Origin of the sequence: Mesorhizobium sp. 113-1-2 (assembly GCF_016756475.1) — a bacterium.
GTDB classification, from domain to species: domain Bacteria; phylum Pseudomonadota; class Alphaproteobacteria; order Rhizobiales; family Rhizobiaceae; genus Mesorhizobium; species Mesorhizobium loti_C.
Genome location: NZ_AP023242.1, coordinates 5,478,487 through 5,495,379, shown reverse-complemented (window position 1 = coordinate 5,495,379; position 16,893 = coordinate 5,478,487). Strand labels below are relative to the sequence as shown.

At 62.6% G+C, this 16,893-nt stretch carries 16 protein-coding genes; 8 read left to right on the top strand and 8 right to left on the bottom strand.

Going from position 1 to position 16,893, the window contains the following annotated elements; translation table 11 throughout:
• Window positions 1-285: 285 nt before the first annotated feature.
• The 5 genes from JN279_RS26830 to JN279_RS26810 all read left to right on the top strand — a co-directional run bounded on the left by JN279_RS26830 (window position 286) and on the right by JN279_RS26810 (window position 5,382).
• Window positions 286-1,314 carry an amino acid ABC transporter substrate-binding protein gene (locus JN279_RS26830; protein WP_095202432.1) on the top strand — a complete coding sequence of 343 codons (1,029 nt, stop codon included), beginning with the start codon at window positions 286-288 and terminating at the stop codon, window positions 1,312-1,314.
• A 62-nt stretch (window positions 1,315-1,376) separates the two neighbouring features.
• Complete coding sequence (locus JN279_RS26825; RefSeq protein WP_096456632.1) at window positions 1,377-2,564, top strand: amino acid ABC transporter permease; 1,188 nt, start codon at window positions 1,377-1,379, stop codon at window positions 2,562-2,564.
• Between the two features lie 4 nt (window positions 2,565-2,568).
• Window positions 2,569-3,726, top strand: a complete 1,158-nt coding sequence (locus JN279_RS26820) for an amino acid ABC transporter permease (protein WP_096456634.1) — start codon at window positions 2,569-2,571, stop codon at window positions 3,724-3,726.
• A gap of 137 nt (window positions 3,727-3,863) precedes the next feature.
• A complete protein-coding gene (locus JN279_RS26815) occupies window positions 3,864-4,613 on the top strand; it encodes an amino acid ABC transporter ATP-binding protein (protein ID WP_031240865.1) in 750 nt (249 codons plus the stop codon).
• A gap of 103 nt (window positions 4,614-4,716) precedes the next feature.
• Window positions 4,717-5,382: a TIGR02117 family protein gene (locus JN279_RS26810; protein WP_096456636.1), complete on the top strand. Its 666-nt coding sequence runs from the start codon at window positions 4,717-4,719 to the stop codon at window positions 5,380-5,382.
• 35 nt (window positions 5,383-5,417) lie between these two features.
• Here JN279_RS26810 and JN279_RS26805 read toward each other — a convergent pair whose 3' ends face one another.
• The gene (locus JN279_RS26805) at window positions 5,418-6,656 is read right to left on the bottom strand and encodes an FAD-dependent monooxygenase (protein WP_096456638.1); all 1,239 of its coding nucleotides are present in this window, start codon (window positions 6,654-6,656) and stop codon (window positions 5,418-5,420) included.
• Between the two features lie 19 nt (window positions 6,657-6,675).
• Window positions 6,676-6,921 carry a zinc-finger domain-containing protein gene (locus tag JN279_RS26800; RefSeq protein WP_096456640.1) on the bottom strand — a complete coding sequence of 82 codons (246 nt, stop codon included), beginning with the start codon at window positions 6,919-6,921 and terminating at the stop codon, window positions 6,676-6,678.
• A 229-nt stretch (window positions 6,922-7,150) separates the two neighbouring features.
• On the opposite strand from JN279_RS26800, the gene JN279_RS26795 reads away from it, so the two are divergent.
• Window positions 7,151-9,352, top strand: a complete 2,202-nt coding sequence (locus JN279_RS26795; RefSeq protein WP_096456642.1) for an RNA degradosome polyphosphate kinase — start codon at window positions 7,151-7,153, stop codon at window positions 9,350-9,352.
• Window positions 9,352-10,887, top strand: coding sequence for an exopolyphosphatase (gene ppx, locus JN279_RS26790; RefSeq protein ID WP_096456644.1), 1,536 nt, complete (start codon window positions 9,352-9,354; stop codon window positions 10,885-10,887). Before JN279_RS26795 ends, ppx begins: the two co-directional genes overlap by 1 nt.
• Before the next feature lie 20 nt (window positions 10,888-10,907).
• On the opposite strand, the gene JN279_RS26785 is transcribed toward ppx, so the two are convergent.
• The 4 genes from JN279_RS26785 to JN279_RS26770 form a co-directional block, all read right to left on the bottom strand.
• Window positions 10,908-11,330 (bottom strand): DoxX family protein, encoded by a 423-nt coding sequence (locus JN279_RS26785; RefSeq protein WP_096456646.1) that lies wholly within the window; start codon window positions 11,328-11,330, stop codon window positions 10,908-10,910.
• 171 nt (window positions 11,331-11,501) lie between these two features.
• The gene (locus JN279_RS26780) at window positions 11,502-11,924 is read right to left on the bottom strand and encodes a DoxX family protein (RefSeq protein ID WP_096456648.1); all 423 of its coding nucleotides are present in this window, start codon (window positions 11,922-11,924) and stop codon (window positions 11,502-11,504) included.
• Between the two features lie 177 nt (window positions 11,925-12,101).
• Window positions 12,102-13,499, bottom strand: a complete 1,398-nt coding sequence (gene fumC, locus JN279_RS26775; protein ID WP_096456650.1) for a class II fumarate hydratase — start codon at window positions 13,497-13,499, stop codon at window positions 12,102-12,104.
• Between the two features lie 179 nt (window positions 13,500-13,678).
• Complete coding sequence (locus JN279_RS26770; RefSeq protein ID WP_095202421.1) at window positions 13,679-14,158, bottom strand: cupin domain-containing protein; 480 nt, start codon at window positions 14,156-14,158, stop codon at window positions 13,679-13,681.
• Between the two features lie 113 nt (window positions 14,159-14,271).
• On the opposite strand from JN279_RS26770, the gene JN279_RS26765 reads away from it, so the two are divergent.
• Window positions 14,272-15,237 carry a LysR family transcriptional regulator gene (locus tag JN279_RS26765; protein ID WP_096456652.1) on the top strand — a complete coding sequence of 322 codons (966 nt, stop codon included), beginning with the start codon at window positions 14,272-14,274 and terminating at the stop codon, window positions 15,235-15,237.
• 107 nt (window positions 15,238-15,344) lie between these two features.
• Here the strand turns inward: JN279_RS26765 and JN279_RS26760 are convergent, their stop codons facing one another.
• Together JN279_RS26760 and JN279_RS26755 are read right to left on the bottom strand one after the other, a co-directional pair.
• Complete coding sequence (locus JN279_RS26760; RefSeq protein WP_096456654.1) at window positions 15,345-15,896, bottom strand: DUF805 domain-containing protein; 552 nt, start codon at window positions 15,894-15,896, stop codon at window positions 15,345-15,347.
• Between the two features lie 209 nt (window positions 15,897-16,105).
• Window positions 16,106-16,879 carry an SDR family NAD(P)-dependent oxidoreductase gene (locus tag JN279_RS26755; RefSeq protein ID WP_096459117.1) on the bottom strand — a complete coding sequence of 258 codons (774 nt, stop codon included), beginning with the start codon at window positions 16,877-16,879 and terminating at the stop codon, window positions 16,106-16,108.
• Between the last annotated feature and the right edge of the window lie 14 nt (window positions 16,880-16,893).

Genomic DNA, 16,893 nt, shown 5'->3' with positions numbered 1-16,893 from the left:
ATTTGCGTTGAATGCGCTTTGCCGACTTTATTCGCGCCGTGACTAAATTGCGGGCGTGTTTGTCTGCAATTCGGGCATTTCAGGCAATCGATTTTCAAACACGTTCGGATTCGGTCATTTTCCTTGACCTCACGAGAATTATCGCCTTCGATGCCGTTCGTGAATGGGAGGCGGCGCGTCGGTTACGATGTGGAATTCCGGGGAATGGGCTGGAATGGGAGCCGCGTTCACACGGGAAAAAGAATCAGGGTTTGCCTGAAAAACAGAGAAAAGGGTCTGTGGGTCATGAAACATATTGCTATCGGCATTCTTGGCGCCGCTACGCTCGGGCTTATGGCGTCGGCCGCGTCGGCGACGACGCTCGACACCGTCAAGGCGAAGGGCTTCATCCAGTGCGGTGTCTCGACCGGTCTCGCCGGCTTCTCGGCGCCGGACGACAAGGGCGATTGGCAAGGCATCGATGCGGATTTCTGCCGCGCTGTCGCGGCCGCCGTCTTCGGTGACGGCACCAAGGTCAAGTTCACGCCGCTCAGCGCCAAGGAGCGCTTCACCGCGCTGCAGTCCGGCGAGGTCGACATCCTGTCGCGCAACACCACTTGGACCATCAACCGCGACACCGCACTTGGCCTGAATTTCGTCGGCACGACCTACTATGACGGCCAGGGCTTCATGATCAACGCCAAGAAGCTGCCGGGCGTCAATTCGGCCCTCCAGCTCTCGGGCGCTGCCGTCTGCGTACAGAGCGGCACCACCACCGAGCTCAACCTCGCCGACTACTTCAAGGCGAACAAGATGGAGTACAATCCGGTCGTCTTCGAAAAGCTCGAAGAGGTCAACGCCGCCTATGACGCCGGCCGCTGCGACGTCTACACCACCGACCAGTCGGGCCTTTACGGTATCCGCCTGACGCTGGGCGCGCCGGCCGATCACGTCGTGCTGCCCGAGATCATCTCGAAAGAGCCGCTCGGTCCGGCGGTGCGCCAGGGCGACGACCAGTGGTACCACATCGTCAAGTGGACCTATTTCGCGCTGCTCGACGCCGAGGAGCTCGGCATCACCAAGGCCAATGTCGACGAGATGAAGAATTCCCCCAGCCCAGAGATCAAGCGCGTGCTCGGCCAGGAAGCCGACACCAAGATCGGCACCGATCTCGGCGTCTCCAACGACTGGGTCGTCAACATCGTCAAGGCCGTCGGCAACTACGGCGAAATGTTCGACCGCAATGTCGGCTCGGGCAGCCCGCTCAAGATCGCGCGCGGCATCAATGCGCTGTGGACCAAGGGCGGCCTGCAATACGCTCCGCCGATCCGCTGACCGAAATGTGATCCGGAAGGCAGATATCTGCCTTCCGGTTTCTCTTTCCAGGGGACGGTGACATGGCATCGCAGGAAGTTATTCGCGAAGGGCCCAGCGGGGCTTCCTTCATCAATGATCCGAAAGTCCGCAGTCTCTTCTTCCAGACGCTGGTCGTCATCGTTCTGTTCGGCTCCGTCTGGTGGATTGTGCAGAATGTCATCGACAATCTGCAGCGCCTGCACATCGCTTCCGGCTTCGGTTTCCTCAGGGGACGCGCGGGATTCGACATCTCGGATACGCCGATCGCCTATACGTCGGATTCGACCTATGGCCGCGCCATCCTTGTCGGCCTGATCAACACCATCATCGTCGCCGTGGCCGGCATCATCACCGCCACCATCATCGGCTTCGTCATCGGCATCGGCCGGCTGTCGCATAACTGGCTGATCCAGAAGATCTGCACGGTCTATGTCGAGATCTTCCGCAACATCCCGCCGCTGCTGGTCATCTTCTTCTGGTATTCCGGCGTGCTGGCCGTGCTGCCGACGCCGAAGGAAAGCTATCATCTGCCCTTTGGCTCCTTCCTCAACCAGCGCGGCTTCTACTTTCCCCGCCCGGTCTGGGGCGAGGGCTCCTGGCTGATCTTCGTCGCTCTGCTTGTCGGCATTGCCATGGCATGGTTCGTCGCCCGCACGGCGCGTCAGCGGCAGATGGCGACAGGCCAGCAATTTCCGGTGCTCTGGACCTCGGTAGCGCTGATCGTAGGCCTGCCCTTGCTCGCCTACGTGCTGAGCGGCTTCCCGCTGAGCTTTGATCTCCCGAAGCAATCGACCTTCAACCTGACAGGCGGCTTTCAGGTCAAGCCGGAGTTCCTGTCGCTCTATCTGGCACTGTCCTGCTACACGGCGGCCTTCATCGCCGAGATCGTGCGCGCCGGCATCAGGGGGGTCAGCAAGGGCCAGACCGAGGCGGCCGCTGCTCTTGGGCTACGATCCGGGTCGATCTTACGGCTGGTTGTCGTACCGCAGGCCATGCGCATCGTCATTCCGCCGCTGACCAGCCAGTATCTCAACCTGACCAAGAATTCCTCGCTGGCGATCGCCATCGGCTATCCGGACCTGACGGCGACCGCCGGCACGGTGCTGAACCAGACCGGACAGGCGGTCGAAGGCGTGCTGATCATGATGATCGCCTATCTCATCCTCAGCCTTGTGACCTCGGCCGTGATGAACGTGGTCAACGCCAGAATGGCGCTGGTGGAAAGGTAGAGCCATGCAGGAACACGATATGTCCTGGGTGCGCACCGAAATGGCCCTGGCGCAACCTGCGCCAGCCAGTGTCAGCGGCCCCGTGGCCTGGGTGCGCAGGAACCTCATCGGCACGGTCGGCGACACCATCATGACCATCCTTGGCATCGCCATCGTTGCCTGGGTCCTGCCGCAGGTCATCAACTGGGCGTTCATCAATGCCGTGTGGACCGGGCCGGACCGCACGGTCTGCGCGACCGTCGCACAAGGCGGTATCCAGCCGGATGGCTGGAGCGGTGCCTGCTGGGCCTTCGTCAATGCCAAGTTCGGACAGTTCATGTTCGGCACCTATCCGATCGAGGAGCGCTGGCGGCCGATTCTGGTTGCCATCCTGTTCGTGGCGCTTTTGGTGCCGATGCTGATCCCCCGCGTACCACGCAAGGGACTGAACGCCATCCTGCTTTTCCTGGTGCTGCCGATCGTCTCGTTTTTCCTGCTGATCGGCGGCGTGTTCGGCTTGCCGCATGTCGAGACCTCGCGCTGGGGTGGCTTGCTGGTGACGCTCAGCCTGTCCTTCGTCGGCATTGCCGTGTCGCTGCCGCTGGGCACCGTGCTGGCGCTCGGCCGGCGTTCGAAAATGCCGATCGTCAAGACGCTGTGCGTGGTCTTCATCGAGACGGTGCGCGGCATCCCGCTGATCACCGTGCTGTTCTTCGTCAGCGTCATGCTGCCGCTGTTCCTGCCGGCGGGCGTCACCTTCGACAAGTTCCTGCGGGCGCTGATCGGCGTGTCGCTGTTTGCCGCCGCCTATATGGCTGAAGTCGTGCGCGGTGGTCTGCAGGCGATCCCCAAGGGCCAGTATGAAGGCGCCGATTCGCTCGGGCTCGGCTATTGGCAGAAGATGGGGCTGATCGTGCTGCCGCAGGCGCTGAAGCTGGTCATTCCCGGCATCGTCAACACCTTCATCGGCATGTTCAAGGACACCAGCCTGGTCCTCATCATCTCGATGTTCGACCTGCTTGGCGTCGTCAAGCAGAACTTCTCGGACGCCAACTGGGCGACGCCGCAGACGGCCAGGTCCGGCCTGGTGTTCGCCGCCTTCGTCTTCTGGCTGTTCTGCTTCGGCATGTCGCGCTATTCAATGTACACTGAACGCCGGCTCGACACCGGCCACAAACGCTGATGCATGTCGCCCAAAAGTGTGTTGCGGTTTTGGGATAACGACATGCATCATAACCAAAGATAAAAGAACAAGGGGACCCTGTCATGGCCACCGAAAACGCCGTCAGCGCGGAAGAGATCAAGGTCAACGCCGCCAAGATGCACATCTCGACCACCGATGTCGCCATCGACATCATCGCCATGCACAAATGGTATGGCGAGTTCCATGTGCTGAAGGACATCAACCTGAAGGTGATGCGCGGCGAGCGCATCGTCATCTGCGGGCCGTCCGGCTCGGGCAAGTCGACGATGATCCGCTGCATCAACCGGCTGGAAGAGCACCAGAAGGGCAAGATCATCGTCGACGGCAAGGAACTGACCAACGATCTGAAGAAGATCGACGAGGTGCGCCGCGAGGTCGGCATGGTGTTCCAGCACTTCAACCTGTTCCCGCACCTGACCATCCTGGAGAATTGCACGCTGGCGCCGATCTGGGTGCGCAAGACGCCGAAGAAGCAGGCCGAGGAAATCGCCATGCACTTCCTCAAGCGCGTGAAAATCCCGGAGCAGGCCAACAAATATCCGGGCCAGCTGTCGGGCGGCCAGCAGCAGCGCGTGGCGATCGCGCGCTCGCTGTGCATGAACCCGCGCATCATGCTGTTTGATGAGCCGACCTCGGCGCTCGACCCGGAAATGATCAAGGAAGTGCTGGAGACGATGGTGGGCTTGGCCGAAGAGGGCATGACCATGCTGTGCGTGACCCACGAAATGGGCTTTGCCCGCAAGGTCGCCAACCGGGTGATCTTCATGGATCAGGGCCAGATCGTCGAGCAGAACACGCCGGCCGAGTTCTTCGACCATCCGCGCCATGAGCGCACCAAACTGTTCCTCAGCCAGATCCTGCACTGAGCGGTTCCACACCGAACGCAAGAGCCCGGCCGCAATGCGGCCGGGCTCTTTTCTTATCGATCGGCCGATGCGATTGGCGGCAGGGCAGCGGGGGGCGTCATCGATGAGAAAAGTGCTGCGTTTCCTTCTCCTATTGCTGGCCGCGATCGTGCTGGCAGCAGCCCTAGGCACGCTGGTGCCGCGGCCGCTCTGGCCGGCGGCGTCCGCGGGGGAGCGTGCGCGCCATATACTGGTGCTGAAGAACCCGATCCATACCGACATCGCCATTCCGGTGGACGATGCCGTGCGTCAGCGCTTTCATTTTCTGGTTGAAGCCGGCATCCCGGCCGACATTCCCGAGGTTCGCTACATCGTCTTCGGCTGGGGCGGCCGCGCCTTCTATCTGGAAACACCGACCTGGTCTGAGCTGAAGGCCGTACCGGTGATGAAAGCGCTGACCCTTGATGCGTCGGTCATGCATGTCGATGTCGCCGGCGATATCGTCGAACCGCATCCCGATGTCGCCGGCTTCGACATTGGTGACAACCAGTTCGCGGCACTGCTCGATTTCATCGAGGCCAGTTTTCAGCAGGGACCGAGCGGTCCAATCCATATCCAGAATGCCGCTTATTCCAAATTCGACGGCTTCTTCGAAGCCCACGGCCATTTCAACGCACTGGTCGGCTGCAACACCTGGACGGCGGCGGCGCTGCGCACCGCTGGCCTGCGGACCGGCTGGTGGAACCCGTTGCCGATGTCGCTGGGATGGTCGTTGCGGCTGTACAATTAGCTCCCACGGGCGGGCCGCCGAGCCATGCCTCGATTTCAACGCCGAACGACCTTCGGCTCCTCCCAGCCATAAAGCCAGTCAAGGTCGGCCGCGAGCTTCTCCGCCGGCCGTGCCGCCAGCACCAGGTTGCGGGCCAGTGCCACCGGGCCTCGGGCGTGCCAGGCAAGCCGGTTGAGCGCGCCACGCTTAAGCACCTTCTCCACGCGCGGCCGCCGCAGGTTCTCCCAGGTGGTGAGGCTTTGTCGCGGATCGGCGGGAAAGTTGGCGACCAGAGTGGCAAGCGAGGCTGCGTCCTCAATCGCCATCGCCGCGCCCTGCGCCGCGAACGGCGTCATCGCATGCGCGGCATCGCCGATCAGCGCGATGCCGGCTGGCGTTGTCCAAGGCTGTTTCTGTTCGACGGTATGCAGCGGCCAGGTCAGCCACGGGCCGGCCATTTCCGCCAACCTCACGAGTCCTAGCGCGGTGCCGCGCATGGCGGCGGCGAGAATGCCGGGATCGGCATGGCCGGACCAGCCCTCGGCGATCCGTTCGCCTTTGGTGAAGGCGACGAGATTGAAGGCGTCGCCATTGCTGACGGGATAGGCCACCATGTGGAAACCCGGATGCAGGAAAGTTGTGACGCAATCGGCTGCGCCGATCGCGGCGAAGGCACGCCCGGCGCTGCTGTCGGCCGCGACGGTGGTCCGCCAGGCCAACTCTCCCGAAAAACGGCTTCTTGGCGACGCCATCCTTTTTGCGTCGACAAGCCCGCGCACCGACGACCAGACGCCATCGGCGCCAACCAGCAAGGAGCCTTGTTCCTCTGCCGTCTTGCCGCCGAGCTCGACGGTCGCCGTGACACCATGGCTGCCAGTCGCAATTCTTTGGATGCGCGCCCCAAGGGTGAGATGGACATCAGGCATCTCTGCCGCACGCGCCATCAGCGCGCTCTGCAGGTCGGCCCGGTGCGCGACGAGATAGGGAGCGCCCCAATGGTCTTCGCCCGATTGCCCCAACGGCACATGCGCCAATTCGCGCAACGTCCTGGCATCCTTCAGCACCACGGCCTCCGGCCGCACCGCCGCTGGCAGCAGCCGGTCGAGTACGCCGAGGTTGCGCAGGATGCGTGTCGCGTTGGGAGAAAGCTGGAGGCCGGCGCCAACGGCTTCCAGGCGCGGGGCTTGCTCGAACACCTGCACGGGGTAGCCGCGTTCGGCGAAGGCAATGGCCGCGGTCAGTCCGGCGACGCCCGCTCCGGCGATGACGACTTGCCGGGAGCGCGTGTCGTCCATCAGCTCTGTCGCGAAAGAATCAGGCGGCCTGGTCGATGTAGAGGCAGCCGGCCGGCAGCGTTTCCGTCGCCTTCAGCTTCGGCGAATAGCGATAGAGCGTCGAGCAATAGGGGCAGACCTTCTCATTGTCCTCGCCCATATCGAGAAACACATGCGGGTGGTCGAAAGGCGGATTGGCGCCCGTGCACATGAATTCCTTGACCCCGATGTCGATCGCCGGATGGCCGGCATCGTTCTGGAAATGGGGAATGGAACCGCCTGCCATCGTCGTCTCCTTAACGCAGTCTTGCATGCATCTGGATCATAACAGGTCTCTTTGCAAGATCGATGAAATGAAACTGTCGCAAAAGCCTGTCAGAGGATAAGTTGAGCCGGTTAAGCGTGTGACCACGGACGCCAAGCGATTCCGCGACCGATCATGCGTCACAAAGGCATGTTAGAGCGTCCATCACCATCTGGCGGCGCTTCAAAAGGAACGGTTGCGGGCAGGAACCATGAATGAACTGAAGCCGGTACAGAGCGAATTCGTCAACGTCGAGGCGGCCAGTTCAGAGGGCGGTAACCCGGATCGCTTCGTCAACCGCGAGTTTTCCTGGCTGCAGTTCAATCGCCGCGTGCTCGAGGAATCGCTGAACACCCATCACCCGCTGCTGGAGCGCGTCCGCTTCCTGTCGATCTCGGCGGCCAATCTCGACGAGTTCTTCATGGTGCGTGTCGCCGGCCTCGCCGGTCAGGTGCGCGAAGGCATCACGCTGAAAAGCCCTGACGGCCGCACGCCCGAGCAGCAGCTCGAACAGCTGCTGCGCGAGGTCGAGCGGCTGCAGGAAGACCAGCAGAAGAGCCTCTCGGCGCTCACCGTGCTGCTCAACAAGGAAGGCATTGAGAGCATTGCGCGCGATGCGCTGACCAAGGACGAAAAAGTCTGGCTGGAAGAGCATTTCCAGGATCAGGTGTTTCCAGTGCTCACCCCGCTGTCGATCGACCCGGCGCATCCGTTCCCGTTCATCCCCAATCTCGGCTTCTCGATGGCGCTGCAGCTGCGCCACCGCAAGAATGGCGAGGAGATGAGCGCGCTCTTGCGCCTGCCGGTGGCGCTGAAGCGCTTCATCCGTCTTCCGGACCGCAAGCACCATGTCCGCTTCATCCCGCTGGAAGAGGCGGTCGGCCTCTATATCGGCAAGCTGTTCCCTGGCTATGAGGTCAAGGGTTCCGGCACATTCCGCATCATCCGCGACAGTGATATCGAGGTCGAGGAGGAGTCGGAAGATCTCGTGCGCCTCTTCGAGACGGCGCTGAAGCGCCGCCGCCGTGGTTCGGTGATCCGCATCGAATTCGACAAGCTGATGCCTGGCGAATTGCGCGACTTCGTCGCCGGCGAGCTCGGCGTCTCGTCGAGCCGTATCAGCGTGCTCACCGGTCCACTGGCGCTCAGCCAGATCTCCGAAATCGTTGCCATTCCCCGCGAGGATCTGAAGTTCACGCCCTACAACCCCCGCTTTCCCGAACGCATCCGCGAGCATGGCGGCGACTGCTTTGCCGCTATCCGCGAGAAGGACATTATCGTCCATCACCCCTATGAATCCTTCGACGTCGTGGTGCAGTTCCTGCGCCAGGCGATGGCTGACCCGGAAGTGGTGGCAATCAAGCAGACGCTTTACCGCACCTCCAACGACAGCCCGATCGTGCGCGCGCTGGTCGATGCTGCCGAGGCCGGCAAGTCGGTGACGGCGCTGGTCGAGCTCAAGGCGCGCTTCGACGAGGAAGCCAACATCCGCTGGGCGCGCGATCTCGAGCGCGCCGGCGTCCAGGTCGTGTTCGGCTTCCTCGAGTTGAAGACCCACGCGAAAATGTCGCTGGTAGTGCGGCGCGAGGACGGCAAGCTGCGCAATTATGTGCATCTTGGCACGGGCAACTACCACCCGGTCACCGCGCGCATCTACACTGACCTGTCCTTCTTCACCACCGATCCGACGATCGCCCGCGACGTCGCCCAATTGTTCAACTTCATTACCGGCTATGCCGAGCCGACCGCCGAAATGCGGCTGGCGATCTCGCCGTTCACGCTGCGGAACCGCATCCTCCAGCACATTTCCAACGAAGTCGCCCATGCTCTCGAAGGAAAGCCGGCGCGCATCTGGATGAAGATGAACGCGCTTGTCGACCCGATCATCATCGACGCGCTCTACGATGCTAGCCGAGCGGGGGTGGAAATCGACCTCGTCGTGCGCGGCATCTGCTGCCTGCGGCCGCAGGTGCCGGGTCTGTCGGAAAATATCAGGGTCAAGTCGATCGTCGGCCGGTTTCTCGAGCACAGCCGCATCTACTGCTTCGGCAATGGCCACGGCCTGCCGTCGGACGAGGCGATCGTTTACATCAGCTCCGCCGACCTAATGCCGCGCAATCTCGACCGCCGGGTCGAGACCATGGTGCCGATCACCAATCCAACTGTGCATGAACAGGTTCTGGGCCAGATCATGCTGGGCAACATCATGGACAATCAGCAAAGCTTCGACGTATTGGCTGATGGAACCTCCCGGCGCGTCGTGCTGGAGGAGGGCGAGGAACCGTTCAACGCGCAGGAATATTTCATGACCAATCCGAGCCTGTCGGGACGGGGTGACGCGCTGAAGTCGCATGCGCCCAAGCGCATTGCACAGTTCAAGCGCCGCAAGAAAAACGGCGCAGCGTCCATCTGATGCTGTCCGTTTCCCAGGGCCGGCTGCAGGACCGCCGACCGCTGTCCATCATCGACATCGGGTCGAATTCGATCCGCCTCGTCGTCTATGAAGGGCTGGCGCGCTCGCCGACCATGCTGTTCAACGAAAAGATGCTGGCAGGTCTTGGCCGCGGCATCGTTTCGACCGGCAAACTCGACCCCGAGGCGGTGACGCGCTCGATGGAAGAGTTCCGCCGCTTTCGCGCGCTGTCTGACCAGGCCGGCTCCGAGCATATGTATGTCCTGGCAACCGCCGCCGCGCGCGAGGCGATCAACGGTCCCGATTTCATCCATCGCGCCGAAGAAGTGCTCAAGACCGAGATCCGCGTGATCAGCGGGCGTCAGGAGGCCTATTATTCGGCGCTCGGCGTCATTTCCGGCTTCCACCCGGCGAATGGCATCGCCGGCGATCTGGGTGGCGGCAGTCTCGAACTGGTCGACGTCAGTGGCGAAGCCATCGGCGACGGCATAACGCTGCCGCTCGGCGGCCTGCGCCTGCAGGACATGGCGAAGAACTCGCTCAGCCAGGCGCAGAAGATCGCACGCGAGGAACTGGCACGGGCAAAGCTGTTGAAGGGTGGGCAGGGCCGGCCCTTCTATGCCGTCGGCGGCACCTGGCGAAATCTCGCCCGGCTGCACATGGAGATGACCAACTACCCGCTTGGCGTCATGCACCATTACGAGATGTCGGCCGACAGCGCGACGACCTTCCTCAAGCAGGTGGCCAAAGCCGAGATCGAGAAGGTCAAGGGGATCGAAGGCGTCTCGAAGAACCGCCGCTCGCTGCTGCCCTATGGCGCCATAGTGCTGCAGGAGATCATGGCGGCGATGCAGCCGTCGAAGATCATCGTCTCGGCGCTCGGTGTGCGTGAAGGCTTCCTCTATTCGCTGCTCGACGAGGCCGAGCAGAAATCGGACCCACTGATCTCAGCCGCCGAAGAACTGGCGCTGTTGCGCTCGCGCTCGGTCCATCACGCGCATGAACTGGTCGAATGGACAGGTAAGGCCTTTGCCGCCTTCGACATCGACGAGACCGAGGACGAGGCCCGCTACCGCCACGCCGCGGCATTGCTGGCCGACATCGGCTGGCGCGCGCACCCGGAATATCGCGGCAGGCAGTCGCTCAACATTATCGCCCATGCCTCGTTCTTCGGCGTCGACCATCCCGGCCGTGCCTTCCTGGCTTTGGCCAACGCCTATCGTCACGACGGCATCTTCAACGAGTCCATCGCACCGGAAATCAAGGCGCTGGCGACGCCGCGCTACCTCGAGCGGGCTCGCGTGCTGGCGGCAATGATGCGCGTCGTCTATCTGCTGACAGCCTCGATGCCCGGCATCATGCCCAGGCTGAAGTGGGAGCAGCGCGCCAATGGCGTGCTGGCGCTGGTGTTGCCGGCGTCGCTCTCCGACCTCTACGGCGAGCGGCCGGCCGGCCGGCTGGCGCAGCTAGCGCGCATCACCAACCGCAGGCTGGTGCTGGCCGTTGAAGGCGGACCGAGCGTGTCGGTGAAGTAGGCCGTTCTGCGGACGGAGGCTCAGGTCACGTCTGCACCGATAGCGAAACCGCGCCCGTCCGCCGACCAGGCTCCGGCACCAGCCATGGCAAGCGCCAGGAAGCCGCCTGCTGTTGCAATGTCCTTCATCAGCATCTGCTGGTGCAGGAAGGCGAGCGTCGCGTCGTCGGCCCCCTGGCCGTAATGGCCGATGAAACCGGCCACGACGCAGAAGGCCGCCAGAAGCAGCGCCACGATTCGGGTCTGGAAGCCGATGAGGATCAGAAACCCGGCGATCAGCTCGAACAGGCCCGTGCCCCAGGCAGCGAGCCCCGGCAGCGGCAGGCCGAGGCCGGCGAAGTAGTTGGTTGTGCCGGCAATGTTGGCGAGCGCCTGGAAGCCGGACGGGACGAACAGCACGGCAAACAGTAGTCGCGAAACCATAAGCAATGCGTTGCGGGTCATGGCTAACCTCCCTTGCCGGCGCCCGGTTGGGCTTCCAGCCACAGCACAGTCTACGCCTGCGAAGCGATGGCCGAAACCGGCGAGCCGGCTATTCCAGACAACGAAAAAGCGGCGCGGAAAATTCCGCGCCGCTCTGTCAAGCTTTGGGAGACGGGCTTGGGAGGGGGAGGCTCAGCCGCGCTTGGCGTCGATGGAGTAAGCGCCGGCGCCGGAGGAGGCAAGCAGCAGGAAGCCGCCGGTGATGGCCACGTTCTTCAGGAAATGGATCATCTGGTTCTGATCGGCCCAACCGGTGTGGGCAACCAGCGCAGTCGCGATGGTGAATACAGCGAGCACCCAGGCGGCGATGCGGGTCTGGAAACCGACGAGGATGGCAAGACCGCCGAGCAGTTCGATCAGGCCGACGACAATCGCCGTGACGGTCGGCGCCGGCAGGCCCATCGCGCCAAAATAAGCGGCGGTACCGGAAATGGCAGTGAGCTTGCCGAAACCCGAAAGCAGGAAAATGACCGCGAGCAGGATGCGGCCGAGGAGGATGGTGACAGAGCTGTTGGACGCGGTGCCGGCGCCGGCGGTGGAAGTGTTGATGGACATGGTGACTCTCCGAATGGGTTGAATGCCGGAGAGATAGACGATGCCGACTGTTCACCAAAGCCGCCTATCCGGCGACACATCGTTCACAGGCTGTACATTTCCGTGATCGGCCAAGAAGCGCGAAATTCGTGTCGGGTGATGCGGTGACGGGAGTAAATTATCCCGCCGAAAAACAGTTTACCCTGGATGCGTCATGTCCTCCGGCCGCACCAGCCGGTCATAGTCGGCCTCGCTGACCAGTCCGGTGGCCAGCGCTTCCTCGCGAAGAGTCGTGCCCTTCTTGTGCGCCGTCTTGGCGATCTTGGCGGCATTGTCATAGCCGATGGTGGGCGCCAGCGCCGTCACCAGCATCAGCGAGCGGTCGAGGGCCGCCTTGATGTTGTCTTCGCGGGCCTCGATGCCGACGACGCAATTGTCGGTGAAGGAGACCGAAGCGTCGGACAGCAACTGTACCGACTGCAGGAAATTGTAGGCCATCAGCGGGTTGTAGACGTTGAGCTCGAAATGCCCCTGGCTGCCGGCGAAGGTCAGCGCCGCATTGTTGCCGAACACCTGCACGCAGACCTGCGTCATCGCCTCGCACTGCGTCGGGTTGACCTTGCCCGGCATGATCGACGAGCCCGGCTCGTTCTCCGGCAATGAGAGTTCGCCGAGGCCCGAGCGGGGGCCGGAACCGAGGAAGCGGATGTCGTTGGCGACCTTGAAGAGCGCGGCGGCAGCGGCGTTGATCGCGCCGTGCGAGAACACCATGGAATCGTGCGCTGCCAGCGCCTCGAACTTGTTCGGCGCGGTGACGAAGGCGATGCCGGTGATGGCGGCGATGCGATCGGCCACTTTTTCAGCAAAGCCGACGGGCGCGTTGAGGCCGGTGCCGACGGCGGTGCCGCCCTGAGCCAGTTCCTGCAGGCCGGGCAGCGTCATTTCGATGCGCTTGATCGACGAGGCGACCTGCGCCGCATAGCCCGAGAATTCCTGGCCGAGCGTCAGCGGCGTGGCATCCTGTGTGTGGGTGCGGCCGATCTTGATGATGTGGTTGAAAGCCTTGGCCTTGGCGTCCAACGCCTTGTGCAGGTGCTTCAGCGCCGGCAATAAATCGTGCACGATGCGCTCGGCGCAGGCGATGTGCATTGCCGTCGGATAGGTGTCGTTCGACGACTGGCTCATATTGACGTGGTCGTTGGGATGCACCGGCTTCTTTGAGCCCATGACGCCGCCCAGCATCTCGATCGCCCGGTTGGAGATCACCTCATTGGCGTTCATGTTGGACTGCGTGCCCGAGCCGGTCTGCCAGACGACCAGCGGGAAATGATCATTGAGCTTGCCGTCGATAACCTCTTGCGCGGCCGCTATGATCGCCTTGCCGATCGCCGGATCGAGCCGCTTCAGCTCCATATTGGCTTCCGCCGCCGCCCGCTTGACGATGCCGAGTGCGCGCACGATCGAAGCCGGCTGCTTTTCCCAGCCGATCTTGAAATTGCCGAGGGAACGCTGCGCCTGCGCACCCCAATAGCGGTCGGCGGCAACCTCGATGGGGCCGAACGTATCGGTTTCGGTTCTGGTCTTTGGCGTGCTCACGGCAAGTCTCCGGTCTGTCGATTTGGGCAAGGGCGTATCGCGTTGCACAAATGGCTTCAAGCGGAGATTGCGGACGGTGAGGATGCAAATCGGTTGAAGGAACGCACCTCACTCCCCGCGGCGCAACCGTGTGCGCGGGAAGGAGATGTTGCCGAAGGGGAGAGTTGGCTTGCTTCTTGTCAGGCTAAGGGTGGGCCAACAATGTCGATGCCATTGCTTGCGCAGAGCTGCACCAATGCCGCGATGATCTCCGGCGTTGGCTCCATCTGCGACGGCAGTTCCGGCCGTTCTGCCGGACGGCTCGCCCGACGCAGCATCGTCTCGAAATCGGAGCCGCGCGTGACGGTGAGGCTGCGCGCGCCTTCGGGAGACTCGACCCGGTAAGTATGCGGCAGGCCTTTCGGCGCGATGACGGTCTCGCCGACGCCCGCGATGCACTCGTGGCCGTCGATGGTGAAGCGCATGACCCCTCCCAGGATATGAAACACCTCGTCCTCGTGCCGATGCACATGCAGCGGTGGAGAGTCGCCATATGGCATGCGATGTTCAACGACGCAGATGCCGTCCTCTCCCGCCGCCGACGAGACGTGGATCGCGACGAGCGTGTTGTTGAACCAGAAGAGTTCCTTGCCTGTGATTGTCCCGGAGGTCATTGTCATGGCTCTGTGTTCCTTTTGGGTCGCTTTTTGCCGACGGGGCGGCGCCGACAACGACCTAACCAGGGACATGCCGGCGATGGAAATCCAATGATCGTATGGGGCGAATTGATGCGATGAATTTGAATGGCCTCGATCTCAATCTCGTCAGGGTGCTCGACGCGCTGCTGCGGGAAAGAAGCGTGACGCGCGCTGGTGAGCAGATCGGCCTCAGCCAGCCGGCCGTCAGCGCGGCGCTCAATCGCTTGCGCCACGCTCTCAACGACCAACTGTTCGTGCGGCGCGGCAACGACATGGTGCCGACGCCGCGCGCGGAGAGCGTGGCGGAGCCCGTGCGCCTGGCACTGCGCGAGATCGAACGCGCCTTCCATTCGGCGCAGTCGTTCGATCCGGCGGAGCTCGAGCGAACCTTCACGCTCATGGGTGCGGATTTCTTTTCCATGCTGCTGATGCCGACGCTGGCGGCGCGCGTCGCGGCTATCGCGCCGCGTGTGTCGTTGAGGTTTCTCGATAGCGCGCGCGGCGATGTTTCGCGGCTGCTCCAGGATGATGAAATCGATGCGGCACTGGAACGTCCGCTTGAGGTCTTGGACTGGGTCTCCAGCGTACCGCTGTTCCATTCGCCATTCGCAATCATTGCGGCGCGGGACAACGCTGCGATCAGACAGGCGGGGATCGCAGATGGCGAGCCGCTGCCGCTTGAGCTTTTCTGCGAACTGCCCCACGTTCTTCGCTCGATCGACGGCTCGATGTCGGGCTCCACCGACGAGGCGCTCGGCAAGATCGGACGAAAGCGTCGTGTCGGGCTGGCACTGCCGCACTTTCAGGCCGTCGCGTTGGCCGTGGCAAACGGAAATTACCTTTCCGCGGTTCCCAGGCAGTTCGCGGTTTGGGCGGCCAAGACCCTGCCGCTCGCCATGTTTGAACCGCCACTTCCCATTGCTGTTCCTGAAATCAGGATGTACTGGCACGCACGCCACGACGACGAGCCACCTCATCGCTGGATTCGCAATCAGATCCTGGAAGTTGTCGACGCTCTTGGATTTGTGGAAAGCGCCGCCGGTCAAGTTGCCGCGCCGTAGCGGCAAGGCAATTCACCCGCCGTATACCGGCTTTCGATCGCAAAAAATGCCGCCGCTGGTCGAGGTGTAGCTTCCCGCTGCATGTGCGCGGAACTCTTTTCCTTGACCTAACGGCCGCGGCGGCCAAATCCCGTTGGACCTGTGGGACGCCTCGTTTGCGGTGCCGGAGGCGCGGAATCCATCCTGCTGGCTTGCTGTTCCAGTCTGGTGGATCGCGATTGCAACTGGACAGAGCGTTCGGCCGCCATACGGGAGATGTGGGCGCTGAGGTCCCTTCTCGAGGCCTCTGTACCGGGTGGCGGGCCATAGTCGTTGTTGCCGTCCGATCCGGAGAAAAAGCCGCATTCGACGAGCACCCATAGCCCGCCAATATAGGGAAGGAACAACAGCAGCGACCATCGGCCCGATTTGTCCAGATCATGGTACCGCTTGATCGTTGCGGCGAAATTGACCCAGAGCGAAAGCGCGGCGCCGATGAGCAGCACCAGATTGGCACTTAGACTGTCTGAGGGAAACGCTCTGAGCCTGTGTCCGGCCGAAGCAGCTCCGACATGGACCAAGGCGGCAACGGTCACCACCAGCAGGGCCAGCACTACGAACTGGGCCAGCCACCATTGCCCACGGCCGATGCGCCCGGAAAATCCAAACAAAAGATTCATTTACATCCCCGTCGGCAGTGAGGGCAATATTCATTGTGTATGTAAAAAGTTACTAAAGATGTGCCAGTGAAGTAATGAGCGCGGCGGGTCGATTAGTTGGATGGTTAATTGATATGAAATGGTATGTATAAATAGAGTTTGGTATTTTATTTCTGCCGACGGGGCTGCGCGCGGGAAGCAGCTGTTTGGTTGAGGGCGACGGCCGGCACTCACCCCGCGGTATATCCACCGTCGACCGCGAAAACAGCGCCACTGGTCCATGCCGCCTCGCTGCTGGCGAGATAAACCGCCATGCCGGCGAGGTCGTCCGGGCGGCCGATGCGCCCCAGCGGGTAGCTGCGTTCGACATAGGCCTTCAGCTCCGCCTGCGCCTCGATCGGCAGACTGTCGACGGTCTTGCGCCGCATGGCGGTGTCGACCGTACCCGGCGCGATGGCGTTGATGCGGATGCCGCGCGGGCCGAGCTCGAAGGCCAGCGATTTGGTCAGCGAGTTCAGTGCCCCCTTCGACAAGGAGTAGAGGCTGGAGGGCCGCTTCGGGATCATCTTGCTGGCGAAATAGGAGGAGATGTTGATGACGGATGCGCCAGCGCCGAAATGCTGCAGCAGCCCCTGGGTGAGGAAGAACGCCGCCGTCACGTTGAGCGCGAAGGAGTGCTGGAACTGCGCCTCGTTGACGGTCTCGAACGGCACGAGGTAGGCGACACCGGCATTGTTGGCCAGAACGTCGAGCGGCCGGCCGGTCTCTTTCACATGCTCGATGACAGTCGCAACGCCGAGGCTGGTGGCAAGGTCTGCCGATACCGTCTCCACGGCGCCAGCCGGCCCGTGGGCCGTCAGCTTCCGGCGTGCGGTTTCGAGCTTGCCGGCGTCGCGGCCGACGATCAGGACATCGGCGCCCTCGCGCACGAACGCCTCGGCGATCGCCAGGCCGATGCCGTCCGAGCCGCCGGTCACCAGCGTACGCTTGTCCTGAAGTCTCATCGGGCGCTCCGAAA

What these genes read in the sequence shown, in the direction of transcription:
- JN279_RS26830 (WP_095202432.1), top strand. Translation starts at nt 286, where the DNA reads ATGAAACATATTGCTATCGGCATTCTTGGCGCCGCTACGCTCGGGCTT.
- JN279_RS26825 (WP_096456632.1), top strand. Translation starts at nt 1,377, where the DNA reads ATGGCATCGCAGGAAGTTATTCGCGAAGGGCCCAGCGGGGCTTCCTTC.
- JN279_RS26820 (WP_096456634.1), top strand. Translation starts at nt 2,569, where the DNA reads ATGCAGGAACACGATATGTCCTGGGTGCGCACCGAAATGGCCCTGGCG.
- JN279_RS26815 (WP_031240865.1), top strand. Translation starts at nt 3,864, where the DNA reads ATGCACATCTCGACCACCGATGTCGCCATCGACATCATCGCCATGCAC.
- JN279_RS26810 (WP_096456636.1), top strand. Translation starts at nt 4,717, where the DNA reads ATGAGAAAAGTGCTGCGTTTCCTTCTCCTATTGCTGGCCGCGATCGTG.
- JN279_RS26805 (WP_096456638.1), bottom strand. Translation starts at nt 6,656, where the DNA reads ATGGACGACACGCGCTCCCGGCAAGTCGTCATCGCCGGAGCGGGCGTC.
- JN279_RS26800 (WP_096456640.1), bottom strand. Translation starts at nt 6,921, where the DNA reads ATGGCAGGCGGTTCCATTCCCCATTTCCAGAACGATGCCGGCCATCCG.
- JN279_RS26795 (WP_096456642.1), top strand. Translation starts at nt 7,151, where the DNA reads ATGAATGAACTGAAGCCGGTACAGAGCGAATTCGTCAACGTCGAGGCG.
- ppx (WP_096456644.1), top strand. Translation starts at nt 9,352, where the DNA reads ATGCTGTCCGTTTCCCAGGGCCGGCTGCAGGACCGCCGACCGCTGTCC.
- JN279_RS26785 (WP_096456646.1), bottom strand. Translation starts at nt 11,330, where the DNA reads ATGACCCGCAACGCATTGCTTATGGTTTCGCGACTACTGTTTGCCGTG.
- JN279_RS26780 (WP_096456648.1), bottom strand. Translation starts at nt 11,924, where the DNA reads ATGTCCATCAACACTTCCACCGCCGGCGCCGGCACCGCGTCCAACAGC.
- JN279_RS26770 (WP_095202421.1), bottom strand. Translation starts at nt 14,158, where the DNA reads ATGACAATGACCTCCGGGACAATCACAGGCAAGGAACTCTTCTGGTTC.
- JN279_RS26765 (WP_096456652.1), top strand. Translation starts at nt 14,272, where the DNA reads ATGAATTTGAATGGCCTCGATCTCAATCTCGTCAGGGTGCTCGACGCG.
- JN279_RS26760 (WP_096456654.1), bottom strand. Translation starts at nt 15,896, where the DNA reads ATGAATCTTTTGTTTGGATTTTCCGGGCGCATCGGCCGTGGGCAATGG.
- JN279_RS26755 (WP_096459117.1), bottom strand. Translation starts at nt 16,879, where the DNA reads ATGAGACTTCAGGACAAGCGTACGCTGGTGACCGGCGGCTCGGACGGC.